The 14,603-nt window shown below is 58.9% G+C and carries 13 protein-coding genes; 3 read left to right on the plus strand and 10 right to left on the minus strand.

Features of this window, described 5'->3' with window-relative positions; genetic code table 11:
- Positions 1–4 precede the first annotated feature (4 nt).
- The gene (locus ACMGGM_RS06500) at positions 5–1,519 is read left to right on the plus strand and encodes a tripartite tricarboxylate transporter permease (RefSeq protein ID WP_014884623.1); all 1,515 of its coding nucleotides are present in this window, start codon (positions 5–7) and stop codon (positions 1,517–1,519) included.
- On the opposite strand, the gene menE is transcribed toward ACMGGM_RS06500, so the two are convergent.
- From menE to ACMGGM_RS06540, 8 genes are all read right to left on the minus strand, one after another.
- Positions 1,520–2,881, minus strand: coding sequence for an o-succinylbenzoate--CoA ligase (menE, locus tag ACMGGM_RS06505; RefSeq protein WP_063943730.1), 1,362 nt, complete (start codon positions 2,879–2,881; stop codon positions 1,520–1,522).
- Positions 2,878–3,843, minus strand: coding sequence for an o-succinylbenzoate synthase (gene menC / locus ACMGGM_RS06510; RefSeq protein ID WP_045268976.1), 966 nt, complete (start codon positions 3,841–3,843; stop codon positions 2,878–2,880). The genes menE and menC overlap by 4 nt, the downstream gene beginning before the upstream one ends.
- The gene (gene menB / locus ACMGGM_RS06515) at positions 3,843–4,700 is read right to left on the minus strand and encodes a 1,4-dihydroxy-2-naphthoyl-CoA synthase (protein WP_013098093.1); all 858 of its coding nucleotides are present in this window, start codon (positions 4,698–4,700) and stop codon (positions 3,843–3,845) included. The genes menC and menB overlap by 1 nt, the downstream gene beginning before the upstream one ends.
- Complete coding sequence (menH, locus tag ACMGGM_RS06520; RefSeq protein WP_063943732.1) at positions 4,697–5,473, minus strand: 2-succinyl-6-hydroxy-2,4-cyclohexadiene-1-carboxylate synthase; 777 nt, start codon at positions 5,471–5,473, stop codon at positions 4,697–4,699. Before menH ends, menB begins: the two co-directional genes overlap by 4 nt.
- Complete coding sequence (menD, locus tag ACMGGM_RS06525; RefSeq protein WP_014884627.1) at positions 5,470–7,140, minus strand: 2-succinyl-5-enolpyruvyl-6-hydroxy-3-cyclohexene-1-carboxylic-acid synthase; 1,671 nt, start codon at positions 7,138–7,140, stop codon at positions 5,470–5,472. The genes menH and menD overlap by 4 nt, the downstream gene beginning before the upstream one ends.
- An 88-nt stretch (positions 7,141–7,228) precedes the next feature.
- A complete protein-coding gene (gene menF / locus ACMGGM_RS06530) occupies positions 7,229–8,524 on the minus strand; it encodes an isochorismate synthase MenF (RefSeq protein ID WP_063943734.1) in 1,296 nt (431 codons plus the stop codon).
- Positions 8,525–8,610: 86 nt separating this feature from the next.
- Positions 8,611–8,916: a stress response protein ElaB gene (gene elaB / locus ACMGGM_RS06535; protein ID WP_008500219.1), complete on the minus strand. Its 306-nt coding sequence runs from the start codon at positions 8,914–8,916 to the stop codon at positions 8,611–8,613.
- Positions 8,917–8,969: 53 nt separating this feature from the next.
- Positions 8,970–9,431: a GNAT family N-acetyltransferase gene (locus ACMGGM_RS06540; RefSeq protein ID WP_023338569.1), complete on the minus strand. Its 462-nt coding sequence runs from the start codon at positions 9,429–9,431 to the stop codon at positions 8,970–8,972.
- A 71-nt stretch (positions 9,432–9,502) separates the two neighbouring features.
- On the opposite strand from ACMGGM_RS06540, the gene rbn reads away from it, so the two are divergent.
- Positions 9,503–10,420, plus strand: coding sequence for a ribonuclease BN (gene rbn / locus ACMGGM_RS06545; protein WP_045134335.1), 918 nt, complete (start codon positions 9,503–9,505; stop codon positions 10,418–10,420).
- A gap of 64 nt (positions 10,421–10,484) precedes the next feature.
- Positions 10,485–11,489 (plus strand): chemotaxis protein, encoded by a 1,005-nt coding sequence (locus ACMGGM_RS06550; RefSeq protein ID WP_014884631.1) that lies wholly within the window; start codon positions 10,485–10,487, stop codon positions 11,487–11,489.
- A gap of 90 nt (positions 11,490–11,579) precedes the next feature.
- Here ACMGGM_RS06550 and nuoN read toward each other — a convergent pair whose 3' ends face one another.
- Together nuoN and nuoM are read right to left on the minus strand one after the other, a co-directional pair.
- Positions 11,580–13,037 carry an NADH-quinone oxidoreductase subunit NuoN gene (gene nuoN, locus ACMGGM_RS06555; RefSeq protein ID WP_014884632.1) on the minus strand — a complete coding sequence of 486 codons (1,458 nt, stop codon included), beginning with the start codon at positions 13,035–13,037 and terminating at the stop codon, positions 11,580–11,582.
- Positions 13,038–13,043: 6 nt separating this feature from the next.
- Positions 13,044–14,573, minus strand: a complete 1,530-nt coding sequence (nuoM, locus tag ACMGGM_RS06560) for an NADH-quinone oxidoreductase subunit M (RefSeq protein WP_014884633.1) — start codon at positions 14,571–14,573, stop codon at positions 13,044–13,046.
- Positions 14,574–14,603 lie beyond the last annotated feature (30 nt).

Below are 14,603 nucleotides of genomic sequence, written 5' to 3' on the forward strand. Positions count from 1 at the left end.
CGCTATGGATACCTGGATTTACCTCTCACAGGGGTTCGCCGTGGCGATGACCCCGGAAAACCTGGTGATCGCCCTGATCGGCTGTTTCGTGGGCACGATTGTCGGCCTGCTGCCGGGTCTTGGGCCGATCAACGGGGTAGCAATTTTACTTCCGCTGGCCTTTGCCCTGCATCTGCCTGCGGAATCGGCGCTGATCCTGCTGGCAACGGTCTATATCGGCTGTGAATATGGCGGGCGCATCTCGTCGATCCTGCTTAACGTGCCGGGAGATGCGGCGGCGATCATGACCGCGCTGGATGGCTATCCGATGGCGCGACAGGGTCGCGGGGGCGTGGCGCTCTCCATTTCAGCGGTCAGTTCGTTCTTTGGCTCGCTGGTTGCCATTGGCGGCATCATTCTGTTTGCGCCTGCGCTGGCCCAGTGGTCGCTGGCTTTTGGTCCGGCAGAATATTTTGCCCTGATGGTGTTTGCCATTGCCTGCCTCGGCAGCATGATGGCGCAAAATCCGCTCAAGTCGTTTTTGTCCGCGCTGATTGGCTTAGGGTTAGCCACCGTCGGCGTGGATGCCAACACCGGGGTCTATCGCTTTACCTTCGACAGCGTTCACCTGTCCGACGGCGTGCAGTTTATCGTGGTCGTGATTGGTCTGTTCTCTGTCTCTGAAATCTTACTGATGCTGGAACATACCAGCAGCGGGCAGACGCTGGTGCGCAAAACCGGCCGGATGCTCTTTAGCGCTAAAGAGGGCGCGCAGTGCATCGGCACCACGCTGCGCTCATCGGTAATTGGCTTCTTTGTCGGCATCCTGCCGGGCGCCGGGGCCACCATCGCCAGTGCCATTACCTACATGACCGAGAAAAAGCTCAGCGGCAACAGCGACAGCTTTGGTAAAGGCGATATTCGCGGCGTGGCGGCGCCTGAGGCGGCCAATAACGCCTCGGCCTGTGGCTCGTTTATCCCGATGCTGACCCTTGGCGTACCGGGCTCCGGCACCACGGCGGTGATGATGGGCGCCCTGACGCTCTACAACATCACGCCGGGACCGGCAATGTTTACCGAGCAGCCGGATATTGTCTGGGGGCTGATTGCCGCCCTGCTGATCGCTAACGTGATGCTGCTGGTGATGAATATCCCGCTGATTGGGCTGTTCACCCGCATGTTGACCATTCCCCTGTGGTTCCTGGTCCCGGCGATTGCCGCCGTCTCTGCTGTAGGGGTGTACGCGGTGCACAGCACCACGTTTGACCTGGTGCTGATGGTGGTCCTGGGCGTGCTGGGATACATACTCCGTAAGATGCACTTCCCGATGTCACCGCTGATTCTGGGGTTCGTGCTTGGCGAGATGCTGGAGCAGAACCTGCGCCGCGCGCTGTCCATCAGTAACGGCAATATGTCGATCCTGTGGGACAGCAGCGTCGCGAAGGTCCTGTTAGCGCTGGCAATCATGGTGATTGTGGTGCCGCCGGTATTACGCCTGCTGCGCCGTCGCCAGCGCAAACCGGAGCCGGATATCGGATAATTACGCCGACAGCTGGGCATTCACCCACTGTTTTAACGCCTGGCGGGAGATCTTAATCCCGCCATTTTTTAGCTCCGCCGGCAGTACCAGCCAGTGGACCGGCTGCTCAAAGCGCGCCAGTCTGCCCTGGATCCAGTCAGGAAATTGCGCGATATCCGTTCCCGGCTCGCACTCCACCACCGCCACCGGACGTTGTCCAAACTCGGCATCGTCCAGCGGGACGATAAACACCTGGTTAATCTGCGGGTGTGCGGCGATAACACGTTCCAGCGATTCCGGCTGGATCCCCTCTCCTCCGCTGAAAAAGAGATTGTCTATGCGGCCTAAAATCGTCAGTCGCCCGTTATGCCATTCCCCACGGTCGCGGGTGGCGAACCATCCCTGCGCATTGGTCAACGGCATCAGCGCACCGTCCCGCCAGTAGCCGGAAGCCATACTTTCCGCCCTAATCCAGACTTCACCTTCAACGACCTGCACCTCTCTGCCCGGCAGCGCATACCCTACGTCCGGCTCGCCGTCTGCCTCTTTCGCACAGACGGTAGAGGCAAACTCGGTGAGGCCGTAACCGCAGAAGGAGTGAATACCCTGTTCGCGCGCCTGCTGTGTTAAATCAACGGGGATTGCAGCCCCGCCCAACAGCACCGCTTTCAGTGCAACAGGCTCGTGACGATTAAGCAGACGCCAGAGCTGGGTCGGCACCAGCGAGGCGTGGGTGCAGCCGCGTAACGCCTGTTCCAGAGGTTGTTTCTCGCGCACCGTTAAGCGTGCCCCGGCCACCAGCCAGCGCCATAAAATTCCCTGACCGGAAACGTGAAACAGCGGCAGCGAAAGGAGCCAGTCGTCGTTGTCCCCATAGGGCATCAGCGACAACACGCCGCGTGCGCTGGCAAGGTGGGCGGCACAGGTATGCACCGCCGCCTTCGGTAGCCCGGTCGAGCCGGAGGTGAGCGTCATCGAGGCCAGCCGCGCCGGTTGCCATGCAACGCGGTACGCGTCGGCTGGCTCACGCATGCTCAGGGCAGGAAGAGCGTCGTAGCTGCCGTCCAGCACCAGCGCAAAGCGCAGGGTCATCTGGGGGAGCAGCACGTCCAGCAGCGGACGCGGCAGCTGTGGATTCACTGGAAGAATACGCGCGCCGCACTGGAGCAGCGCCAGCCATGCCATCAGCGTTTGCGGGTGGTTATAGGCCAGCAGCAGAACACCGTCACCCTCCTCCACCCCCTGCTGATGAAAGCCCGCGGCAAGGCGATCGATACGCGTGCACAGCTGTTGCCAGCTCAGCGCGTCGTCGTTCAGCCTGAGAGCAGGTTTATCGGCAAACTGCGCACACCAGTGCCGCCATGGCCAGTCGGTAAAACTCATAGCAGCGGCTCCAGCGCCTCAACGCTGAGGCACGGCAGCGCGCTGTCCGGCCACTGGCGGAGAAGCTGAGCCTGCATCAGGTTCAGCGTATCGAGGCCGGGGACAGCGTCAGGCGTTAACCAGGCGGCAATACGTGCCAGTTGGGTCAGCCCAAGGCTGGACTCAATCGACGAACTGATCACCGCCGTCAGACCCAGCGCATGCGCCGCGGCAACCTGCTCGCGGACCTTCGCCAGGCTGCCGGTTAACGTCGGTTTAATCACCACTGCGCTGACGCCCGGCTCGGCAATAAATTCAAAATCGTCTTCGCGCAGGCTTTCATCCCAGGCGATAGCAATCCCCGTTTCACGAGCAAACGCGCGCGAATCGTCGCGGGTTTTGCACGGCTCTTCCAGGAAGGCGATGCGGCTGCGGTACGCCGGGTTGACGTATTTCGCAAACTGCTGCGCCTTAAGCGGCGTCCAGGCGCGGTTTGCGTCAAGACGCAGCTGCAAATCGGGAATCGCTTCCAGCAGCAGGTTGGCAACCATTCCGTCGCGCACCGCTTCGTAGAGACCGACCTTAATTTTCGCCACTTTCTCGCCCGGCATGGTGGAGAGCAACGCAAAGAGCTCGTCCGGGTCGCCCGTGCACAGCGGTGCCGCGCGGTAATTGCCCTCTTCCGGCAGGCTGCCCTCCAGTTCTGCCAGCGCACAGCTGATACCAAAGGCCGCAGAAGGCACGTCCGGCAACGCCGGGTTCGCGCCCTCGCGCCACGCACCTGCCCACGCCAGCAGCGCAGCCTGTGCATCATCGAGCGACTCCAGGCTAAAGCCCGGCAGCGGCGAAATCTCGCCCCAGCCTTCTCGCTCACCCTGCTGGAGATGCACAAAGAAGCCATCACGGGTTTTTAACCGCCGTTCACGCAGCACCACGCCCGCGTCCATCGGTATCTGCCAGCGGTAAACCTGCGCGCGACGCATTACGGGTTCCGTTTGTATTTGCTGAAATCAGGCTGGCGTTTTTCGTTAAACGCGTTGCGTCCCTCCTGACCCTCTTCGGTCATGTAGAACAGCATGGTGGCGTTGCCCGCCAGCTCCTGCAGGCCCGCCTGACCGTCACAGTCAGCGTTGAGTGCCGCTTTCAGGCAGCGCAGCGCCATTGGGCTGTTTTGCAGCATTTCTCGGCACCAGCGGACGGTCTCTTTTTCGAGATCGGCAATCGGTACCACGGTATTCACCAGGCCCATATCCAGCGCTTCCTGGGCGTTGTACTGACGGCACAGGAACCAGATTTCACGCGCTTTTTTCTGCCCGACGATGCGCGCCATGTAGGAAGCGCCCCAGCCGCCGTCGAAAGAGCCCACTTTCGGACCGGTCTGACCGAAGATGGCGTTCTCGGCGGCAATGGTCAGGTCACACATCATGTGCAGCACATGACCGCCGCCGATGGAGTAACCCGCCACCATCGCCACCACCGGTTTCGGGCAGGTGCGGATCTGGCGCTGGAAATCGAGCACGTTCAGGTGATGCGTACCCGCATCGTCCTGGTATCCGCCGTAGTCACCGCGCACTTTCTGATCGCCACCGGAGCAGAAGGCTTTCTCACCTTCGCCGGTCAGGACAATCACGCCGATGTTGTCGTCATAGCGTGCATCCGCCAGGGCCTGGATCATCTCTTTGACGGTCAGCGGACGGAAGGCGTTACGCACCTGCGGACGGTTGATGGTGATTTTGGCGATGCCGTCAGCGGATTTGTGGTAACGAATGTCGGTGTAGCCTTCGGAGCAGTCTTGCCATTCGACCGGCGCGTAAAGCATGTTTTCATCAGGATAGATCATAGAGTGTCCTTTGTTCGAAGACGCAGTATCTGAGCCAGACTCGCGGCGACCGCAGCGGGGTTTTCCCGGTGGGCGTTGTGTCCGGCGTTTGGAATTTCATGGCGAACGGCGTGCAGTTCAGCGGCAAGGGCCGCGAACTTTTTATCACGTTCGCCATAGAGGTAATCAAAAGAGAAATGGCGGGTGCTGAGCGCGGGACGTAAATCCGGCTGCCCGGCCAGCGAGGTCGCTTCAAGCATTTTCGCCAGCGTTATGCCGTTGTTTTGGCTGCGCAGGGTAATAAGCGCCTTCCGCTCAGCGTCCGGGAGAGAGGCAAACACCGGCTGCTGGTACCAGTCAGCAAAGACCTTATCCAGCGGTTCGGTGCGAAAACGTGTCGCCCAGCGGTGGTCGGATACCCGCCGCGCATGGCGATCGTCGGCGTTCTGCAGGCCCGGATGTCCGCCCTCAACCATCACGCCCAACAGCCCCTTCGGCTGCTGGCAGGCGTGAAACATCGCAATGCGGCCGCCGAGGGAGTACCCCACCAGCCAGAAATTCAGTATGTTGTAACTAAGCAGAGTCCGGGTCAGCAAATCGCTCATCTCCTCGAACCCCGTCACGGTAATATTCCGGGATTCACCGTGCCCCGGCAGGTCAAGATAGAGCAGGGGATACTCGCTCAGCGTCTCCCCGACAACCTGCCACTCGCGGCAATCTCCGGAAAAACCGTGCAAAAAGACCAGCCAGGGATAGCCTGGTTCTCCGGTCTGCTGCACGCCTGCGAGGATCACAGCTGGCTCACCTGTGCCAGCAGGCTTTGCAGGCTCTGCGCACCGTCGGCATCATTCACGACCAGCTCAATCAGCGTCGCGCCCGGTTGCTTCCAGGCGCTGCTTAGCGCTGTTTCCAGCTGTTCCCAGCTCTCCGGGCGGTGATATTTCAGGCTGAACATTGCCGCAGCATGTTCAAACTGCACGTTCTGCGGCATCAGATAGAAACGCTCACGCTCGCTCTGGGGCGTTGGCAACAGAGAGAAAATCTGCCCGCCGTTGTTGTTCACGACGATCAGCACAAACGGTGCGGAAGCCTGACGCAGCAGCGCCAGCGCGTTGAGATCGTAGAGCGCGGAGAGATCGCCCACGATCGCCAGCGTCGATTTCGCGCTGGCGCGCTGCACGCCCGCCGCCGTCGAGATCAGCCCATCGATGCCGCTGGCGCCGCGGTTGCTATAAACCGGGTAGCCCGCAGGCAGCTTCGAAAAGGCATCAATCAGACGCACCACCAGGCTATTACCGACAAACAGCTGGCCCTGTTCAGGCAGATACTGACGAATACGGTGCGCCAGACCGGCTTCGCTGAATGTCTCACAGTGCGCTTTGGTGATTTCCCACGCCTGACGAGATAATTCGGGGATTGCCACCGCCCAGGGTTGACGTTTTTCCGCCGGATGCAGTTCCAGCCAGCTCTCAATGTTGCTCACCAGACGGCGGCCGCGATGGTGCGCCGGGTCAAGCCGCCCTTCCAGCGGGTCGACCAGCCAGTACTCTTCCGGCGTGCAGGTCGCCTGCCACTGCAGCAGGCGTTTCCCGGTCAGGCTGGCGCCGATCTGGACCACTATCTGCGCCTGTGAAAGCTCAGTGACCGCCTTCGCATTCCCGAGCCAGAGATCGGCGCACGGCAACGGCTGACCGGTCTGGGAAAGCACGTCGCCAATCAGCGGCCAGCCGAGGGTTTGCGCCCATTCGGCGACCCGCCGGCCTTCGGCGGCGCTCATGCGCCCGGCAATAACCACGCCGCGTTTTTGGCGCCAGAAGAACCAGTCGCGCTGTTTCGCGCTCTCAAGATGCGTTTGCCCGCGCAGCCACGGTTTTTCACTCTGCCACCAGTTACCGAGGGAGCGCTGCCAGTCAATGCCGGTATCGTCCAGTTCGCCATACAGCGGCTCGGCAAATGGACAGTTAATGTGCAACGCCCCGCTGCGCAATGTCTCCATGGCGTGATCGACCGTGGAGACCAGCCAGCTTGCCGGAATATCCTGGGTAGGACGCGGCAGCGAAACCGTCTGCGAAGGATGCGAAGAAAAGAGTCCCGGCTGACGAATGGCCTGATTCGCTCCGCAGTCGATAAGCTCAGGAGGACGGTCGGCCGTCAGCAGGATCAGTTTTTCACCGGTTAGCCCCGCTTCAATCAGGGCCGGGTAGAGGTTCGCCACGGCGGTACCGGAGGTGACAATCACCGCCACAGGTTCTTTGCTGACCTTTGCCAGCCCAAGCGCCAGATGCCCAAGGCCACGCTCATCAAAATGGGTGTGATGAATCAATGCCCGATTTTCGGCGGCCGCCAGCGTCAGCGGCGTTGAGCGAGAACCCGGTGCAATACACACGTGCCTGACGCCATGGCGCGTCAGGGCTTCAAGGATCACCGCCGCCCAGCGTCGGTTAAAAGAACTTACTGACATGAGATTGTCCGGTATCAAGAATGCGACACAGTATAAATAATAGAAAAAATTGGAATTTTGATATGAATCGGGATTGCGCGAATCAGTATTAATCCCTAAGGAGCAGAGAGCGCAAGCCAGCGGCTTTGTTTTCGATCTCCTGCCACTCCTGCTCCGGGTCAGATCCGCTGACGATGCCCGCCCCGGCGTAGAGCCGCAGGGCGTCATCCTGGACGCGCGCCGAGCGCAACGCCACACAGAACTCGCTTTGATCGGGCGATAAATACCCGGCCGAACCGGCGTACCATTCGCGGTTGAAAGGCTCGACGTTGTGGATAAACGCACGCGCGGGCTGTCGCGGAAGCCCGGCAACGGCGGCTGTCGGCTGGAGCACATGCAGACACAATTCGTCATCGGCCTGTTTTAGCTCCGTCCAGATACAGCGTCGTAAATGCTGGACTTTACGCAGCCGGACGACCTGAGCAGGCAATACCTCAAGCGTCTGCGTATGGTGCTGAAGACGCTGGCAGATATCTTCCACGACCAGCATATTTTCACGCTGGTTTTTATCATCATTCAGCAACCACTCGCCCAGGCGCTGCGCCTGTTTATCATCCGTATGGCTGGCGACGGTGCCCGCCAGCGCTTCGGTGCGCAGCAGCTTGCCACGTCGCCGCCAGAGGCGCTCGGGCGTGGAGCCGAGGAACGCGTTGCGGGCGTCGAATACCATGCAGAAATGATAGCAGTTGAGATTCAGGGCGCGGCTGGCGGCCATCAGAGCGACAGGATTAACCCGCTGTTTACACTGCAGATCGGTGGCCCGGGCAAGCACGACCTTTTCGAAATCGCCGCGCGCGATAGTCTCCGTCGCCTTGCCGATCAGGGTCAACCATTCCGGTTTTTGCGGCAGATGCGTTTCGCGCTCAACCTGGACAGACAGCGGACGAATGGCTCTGGCTGGACGGAGTTGCTGGAGTAATTCCAGGGCAGTGCGCGCGTCGTCCTGAAGCGAGCTATCGCTCCACAGCTGCAGGCGCAAGGTGGCGTTGCCAGCGGTACGTCGCCAGAGCAGGCGCGGCAGAAAAAGACTGCCCTGCTCCGGGCTGAATGCGTTGAGGCCGCAGATGCGAGTCTCTTTTGGCGCATGTTCTGCACGCAAGAACTGTGAGGCCAGCGCCAGAGAGGAAAATTGGGTGACCGCCCCCAGCGCAGCCAGCTCTTCATCACCGTTACGCTGCTGCCAGTAAAATTGCGGATAGCACTGCTGCTCGCCAAGCCAGGCGAGAGGATCGAAGGCGTCGTTTAACGGGAAAGAGACGTCGAAATGACGCAGGCCGGGTGTGGCGGGTAACGCTTGCGAAAGCTGGGTTTGCAGTTGCTCCAGCGCAAGGAAAATCGAATTCACGCGAACCTCTCCCTGTTAAAACCGCATATTATACGGGGTACTGAACATAAATAGCAGTACCCACGTATAGGGAGTGGTTAAGCGGCTTAACGACGGGCCAGCAGCAGACCCAGCACCAGCCCTACGGCAGCACCCACCCCAATGCCCTGCCACGGTTTTTCATGGACATAGTCATCGGCACGATAAACCGCTTTTTTGGCACGGTAGTAGTAAGTATCAGACGCATGGCTGACGCGGTTTTTCACTTCATGCAGCGCCTGTTCAGCACGGGCTTTTAACTCAATATATTTCTGATCGGCAGGGTCGCCCGAGGAACGTAACACCTCTTCCAGCGTTTCGCTCAGCAAAGCCAGGTCGTCGTCGATACGGGTATCCCAGGATTGAAATGACATATTTTTCTCCATGTTAGTACACCAGTCCGCTAACTATAGACAACGACGTGCCATTACGCCTGTTTCACTTCCCGTGCCATGCCGATGTGCGGGATGCCATCTTCGTCATAAACGTCGGTAACCGGCGTAAAACCAAAATGGCCGTAGAAGGGTTGCAGGTGCGCCTGCGCGCCCAGGTATAACGCCTTGTCCGGCCACTGTTTCCGGCACGCATCCAGCGTTTTTTCCATCAGCTGATAGCCGAGTTTTTCGCCCCGTGCTTTGTTGCTGACAATGACGCGACCTATCACGACGGGCTCAAAATCGTCCTCGCTTTTCAGAATCCTCGCATACGCCACCAGCTCGTTATCCTTCCAGCCGAGGATATGACGGTTTTCCCCTGTGAGATCATCACCGTCGATATCCTGATACGGACAGGTTTGTTCAACCACAAACACTTCGCAGCGCAGTTTGAGCAACGCGTAGAGCGACTGAACGGTGAGCTCACTATGGTGTAAATCTTGCCACTGGATCATCTCTTTCTCCTTCCTGGGGTTCATCACGTTATACTAAACCCCTCCCCGTTCGGCAAAGGGCTGATTGCATTATGGAACTGATTTTTCTGGGGACGTCTGCTGGCGTGCCAACCCGATCACGAAATGTGACCGCGATACTGCTGGATCTTAAACATCCCACCCGTGGCGGGCTATGGCTGTTTGACTGTGGTGAAGGGACACAACATCAGCTTTTACATACCGCTTATCACCCCGGCAAGCTGGATAAAATTTTCATCACTCACCTGCATGGCGACCATCTTTTTGGCCTTCCCGGTTTGCTTTGCAGCCGCTCAATGGCCGGTAATGCCAACCCGCTGACAATTTATGGGCCTGTGGGAATCCGGGAATTTGTTGAAACCACGCTACGCCTCAGCGGCTCCTGGACCGACTATCCGCTTGAGGTCGTTGAGATTACCGAAGGCCTGGTTTTCGACGATGGGGATTATCAGGTCACCGCCCGACCGCTTAATCATCCGGTGGAGTGCTATGGCTACCGCATTGAGGAACACGACAAACCCGGCGCACTGGATGCCGCCGCGCTCATCGCCGATGGCGTAAAGCCTGGACCGCTGTTCCAGCGCCTGAAGCACGGACAGCACGTTACGCTGGAGGACGGGCGCATCATCAACGGCCAGGATTATCTCGCCGCACCGCAGCCGGGCAAAAAACTGGCCATTTTTGGTGACACGGCACCGTGCCCTGCCGCCGTTCAGCTTGCTCAGGGCGTGGACGTGATGGTGCATGAAGCCACGCTGGAGACGGCGATGGAAGAGAAAGCCAACAGTCGGGGCCATAGCTCAACGCGTCAGGCGACGCTGCTTGCCCGTGACGCAGCTGTCGGCAGGCTCATTATCACCCATGTCAGCTCGCGTTACGACGCGCGGGGGTGCGAAAGCCTGCTGGCAGAGTGTCGGGCGCTGTTCCCGGAATGTGAGCTGGCCGAAGATTTCGCTAAGGTCAGCGTTTAGCCCTTCATTTTTCCCTCAGGATGCCGATAACGATTAAAAGGCCAGCATTTCTCTCGAGGGTAGAATGGATAATTTCCAGAAAGATATTGATGACAGGGCGAATCTGACCCTGTCGAACCGTTTTGAACTGTTGCTGTTCCGTCTTGGCACCTCTCTGAACGACAACAAATCCGAGCTGTTTGGTATTAACGTTTTCAAGCTGCGCGAAATTGTACCGATGCCGGAGTTCACGAAACCTGCCGGGATGAAGTCTCCGCTGATGGGGATGGTGAATATTCGCGATCAGGTGATCCCGGTTATCGATCTGGCCGCCGTGGCGGGCTGTAAACCCACCACCGGGCTGAACATCCTGCTGATTACCGAATATGCCCGCAGCGTGCAGGCGTTTGCCGTGGAGTCGGTTGAGAACATCATGCGTCTGGACTGGAAGCAGGTGCACGCGGCGGAAACTGCCGTCAGCGGGCGCTACATCACCAGTATTGCCTGCCTGGACGAGAAGGCCGATACCAACGAACTGGCGATGGTGCTGGACGTTGAGCAGATCCTGTATGACATCACCCCGGCGAACCACGACCTGCACGCCACGAATCTGAAGACCACTAAATTCAACATCAAGCCGGGTTCCGTGGCGATTGTGGCGGAAGATTCCAAAGTGGCGCGCTCGATGCTGGAGAAAGGTTTGCAGGCGATGGAGATCCCGGCGCAGCTGCATATCACCGGCAAAGATGCGTGGGAAAAAATTAGCCTGCTGGCCGCTCAGGCGCAGGCCGAAGGTGTGCCGATCACCGATAAGATTGCCCTGGTGCTGACCGACCTCGAAATGCCGGAGATGGACGGTTTTACGCTGACGCGCAAAATCAAAACCGACCCGGTACTGAAGGATATTCCGGTGGTGATCCACTCTTCCCTTTCCGGCAACGCCAACGAAGACCATATTCGCAAGGTGAAGGCGGACGGGTACGTGGCGAAGTTTGAGCTGAACGAGCTGTCGTCGGTGATTGAAGAGGTGCTGGATCGCTCGATGAAGAAGATTGATGGGCCGTTGATTAGCCGGAAGCAGCTGGCTTAGGTCTGGTGCGGGCTGGTGCCCTCACCCCGTCCCTCTCCCACAGGGAGAGGGAGAAAACCATAAAAAAACCCGCCGAGGCGGGTTTTACTTTTACATTAATGGCATCGCTCGCTGCACGATATCAATCAGCGGCTGCGGATAGATACCGAAGATCAGCACCAGCAGGGCTGAGATAAGCACTACGATACCACCGGCGCTGTACTGCCAGTTAGATGGCGCATCGCGGTTGAGCTGCTGAGGCGCGCTCAGGTAGAGGCTCACGGCAACGCGCAGGTAGTAGTAGAGACCAATCGCGGAACCGATAACCACACCGGCAGTCAGCCACCACAGGTGTGCCTGCACACCGACGGCCAGCACGTAGAATTTACCGATAAAGCCCAGCGTCATCGGGATACCCGCCAGAGAGAGCATCATCACGGTCATCACCGCGGACAGGATCGGACGGTGCCAGAACAGACCACGGTAAGAGAACAGTGAGTCGGCATCCGGGCCACGGTATGGGCTGGACATCAGGCTCACCACGCCGAAGGCGCCGAGGCTGCTGAACAGGTAACCGGCCAGATACACGCCCACGGCTTCCATCGACATTTCACCGCTCTGCAGCGCAATCAGCGCCACCATCAGGTAGCCCAGATGAGAGATGGACGAGTAGCCCAGCAGACGCTTGATGTTGGTCTGGCTCAGCGCCATCAGGTTACCGAAGATGATGGAGACGAACGCGATGATGCCCAGCACCACGCGAACCGCTTCACTGTCACCCACCGGCGCGTACAGGAACAGACGCATGACCACACCGAAGATAGCGATTTTGCTCGCTGTCGCCAGGAAGGTCGACACCGGCGCAGGCGCGCCCTGGTATACGTCTGGTGTCCACAGGTGGAACGGAACCAGTGAGAGTTTAAAGCCAAGGCCTACAATCATCATGCCCAGACCCGCCAGCAGCAGCGGCTCGTGGAGCATGCCGTCGCCGAGGCTCTTGCCGAGCGCCATGAAAGAGAGGTTACCGGACTGTGCGTACAGCAGCGCAATACCAAACAGCAGGAACGAGGACGCAGCAGCAGACAGGATGGTGTACTTGATGCTTGCTTCCAGAGAGCGCTTTTGACGGAAGGCGTAACCAATCAGACCGAACAGCGGCAGAGAGATCAGCTCAATACCGAGGAACAGCGCGGCCAGATGGTTAGCATTCGCCAGCAGAATGCCGCCCAGCGCGGCAATCAGAACCAGCAGATAAAACTCTTCTTTGTTGTCGTTGTAGCCTTCGAGCCATGGGTACGCAAAGGTACAGGTCGCCAGGCTCGCCAGCAGCACCAGACCGGTGTAGAGCATGGCATAGCCGTCAACGCGCATCAGCGGCGTGACGTCCATCGCACCGCCCTGGCCAACAAACCAGAGAGAGACTAACGCGGCGTTCAGGCCGATGACCGACAGCGTGGCATTCAGGAAGTGATTGCGTCGCCACGCAATGGAGAGCATCACAACCACCACCGTCAATCCGACGATCAGCAGCGGTAGCAGCGCAATCAGTTGTTGTGGAGTTATTGTCATGGCGATTTACGGCCTTGTAGTAGAAGCAGAATTAACAAACCACTGCTGGATGTTGCCCATCGCACTGTGCGAGGTATCCAGAATCGGCTGCGGGAAGAAGCCCAGCAGCACCAGCAGTACGACCAGCAGCAGGATGATGAACAGCTCACGCAGCGACATCCCCGGCAGTTCTTGTGCAGCAATTTCGCTCTTCGCTTTACCGAAGTAAGCGCGGTGCAGCATCGCCAGCGAGTAGACGGAAGCGAACACCAGACCAAAGGTGGAGATCACGGTGATCACCGGCACCACTTTGAAGCTGCCGAACAGAATCATAAATTCGCCGACGAAGTTACCGGTGCCTGGCATCCCCAGGGTGGCAACCGCGAAGAACATGGAGAGCGCTGGCAGCCATTTAATTTTGCTCCACAGACCGCCCATCATGCGCATGTCACGCGTGTGCAGACGTTCGTACAGCTGACCACACAGGATGAAGAGGCCGGCAGCGGACAGACCGTGCGCAATCATCTGGATCACCGCGCCCTGGTACGCCAGCTGGCTGCCGGTGTAGATGGCAATCAGCACGAAGCCCATGTGGGAAACGGAGGTGTAGGCAATCAGACGCTTGATGTCGTACTGCGTGAAGGCCATCCAGGCACCGTAGAAGATACCGATCACACCGAGCCACATGGCAATCGGGGCAAACTCAGCGGACGCATTCGGGAACAGCGGCAGCGCGAAGCGCAGCAGACCGTAGGCCGCGGTTTTCAGCAAGATGCCCGCCAGGTCAACGGAACCCGCAGTGGGTGCCTGAGAGTGCGCGTCTGGCAGCCAGCCGTGCAGCGGAACCACCGGCATTTTCACCGCGAATGCGATGAAGAAGCCCAGCATCAGCAGGTATTCAACGCCGTGTGACATCGGGGTTTTCAGCAGATCTTCGTAGTTGAAGGTCCAGATGCCCGTTGCGTTATGGTGAACAAACACCAGTGCCAGAATGGCAATCAACATCACCAGACCGCTCGCCTGGGTGTAGATGAAGAACTTGGTCGCCGCCGTGATACGCGTTTTACCGTCGGATGCCTTGTGGCCCCACAGCGCGATCAGGAAGTACATCGGCACCAGCATCATCTCCCAGAAGAAGAAGAACAGGAACATGTCGATGGCAAGGAACACGCCGATCACGCCGCCCAGGATCCACATCAGGTTCAGGTGGAAAAAGCCCTGGTATTTTTCGATTTCTCGCCAGGAGCAGAGTACCGCCAGAACACCGAGCAGACCGGTCAGCACCACCATCAGCAGCGACAGACCGTCAATCGCCAGGTGGATGGTAATACCGAAACGTGGGATCCAGGGCAGGATGAACTCAGACTGCCACTGCGGGATGCCCGCAGACTGGGTCAGTGAGTAACCGCCCTGCAACCACAGTTGCAGGCCAAGCGCGAGCGTCAATCCCATGGTGATCAGCGCGATCCAGCGCGGCATCTTCACGCCAAAGCGTTCAGTCTGCCAGCACAGGAAGCCGCCGATGAAGGGAATTAATATTAGCCAGGGTAGTAACATGGCGATTTACATTCCTTTTTAAGGCCCCCA

It is taken from the genome of Enterobacter sp. BNK-14 (genome assembly GCF_047456095.1).
GTDB lineage: Bacteria > Pseudomonadota > Gammaproteobacteria > Enterobacterales > Enterobacteriaceae > Enterobacter > Enterobacter kobei.

Bases quoted from the DNA above. Each gene is read 5' to 3' on its own strand.
- ACMGGM_RS06500 (WP_014884623.1), top strand. From the start codon at position 5: ATGGATACCTGGATTTACCTCTCACAGGGGTTCGCCGTGGCGATGACC.
- menE (WP_063943730.1), bottom strand. From the start codon at position 2,881: ATGAGTTTTACCGACTGGCCATGGCGGCACTGGTGTGCGCAGTTTGCC.
- menC (WP_045268976.1), bottom strand. From the start codon at position 3,843: ATGCGTCGCGCGCAGGTTTACCGCTGGCAGATACCGATGGACGCGGGC.
- menB (WP_013098093.1), bottom strand. From the start codon at position 4,700: ATGATCTATCCTGATGAAAACATGCTTTACGCGCCGGTCGAATGGCAA.
- menD (WP_014884627.1), bottom strand. From the start codon at position 7,140: ATGTCAGTAAGTTCTTTTAACCGACGCTGGGCGGCGGTGATCCTTGAA.
- elaB (WP_008500219.1), bottom strand. From the start codon at position 8,916: ATGTCATTTCAATCCTGGGATACCCGTATCGACGACGACCTGGCTTTG.
- ACMGGM_RS06540 (WP_023338569.1), bottom strand. From the start codon at position 9,431: ATGATCCAGTGGCAAGATTTACACCATAGTGAGCTCACCGTTCAGTCG.
- rbn (WP_045134335.1), top strand. From the start codon at position 9,503: ATGGAACTGATTTTTCTGGGGACGTCTGCTGGCGTGCCAACCCGATCA.
- ACMGGM_RS06550 (WP_014884631.1), top strand. From the start codon at position 10,485: ATGGATAATTTCCAGAAAGATATTGATGACAGGGCGAATCTGACCCTG.
- nuoN (WP_014884632.1), bottom strand. From the start codon at position 13,037: ATGACAATAACTCCACAACAACTGATTGCGCTGCTACCGCTGCTGATC.
- nuoM (WP_014884633.1), bottom strand. From the start codon at position 14,573: ATGTTACTACCCTGGCTAATATTAATTCCCTTCATCGGCGGCTTCCTG.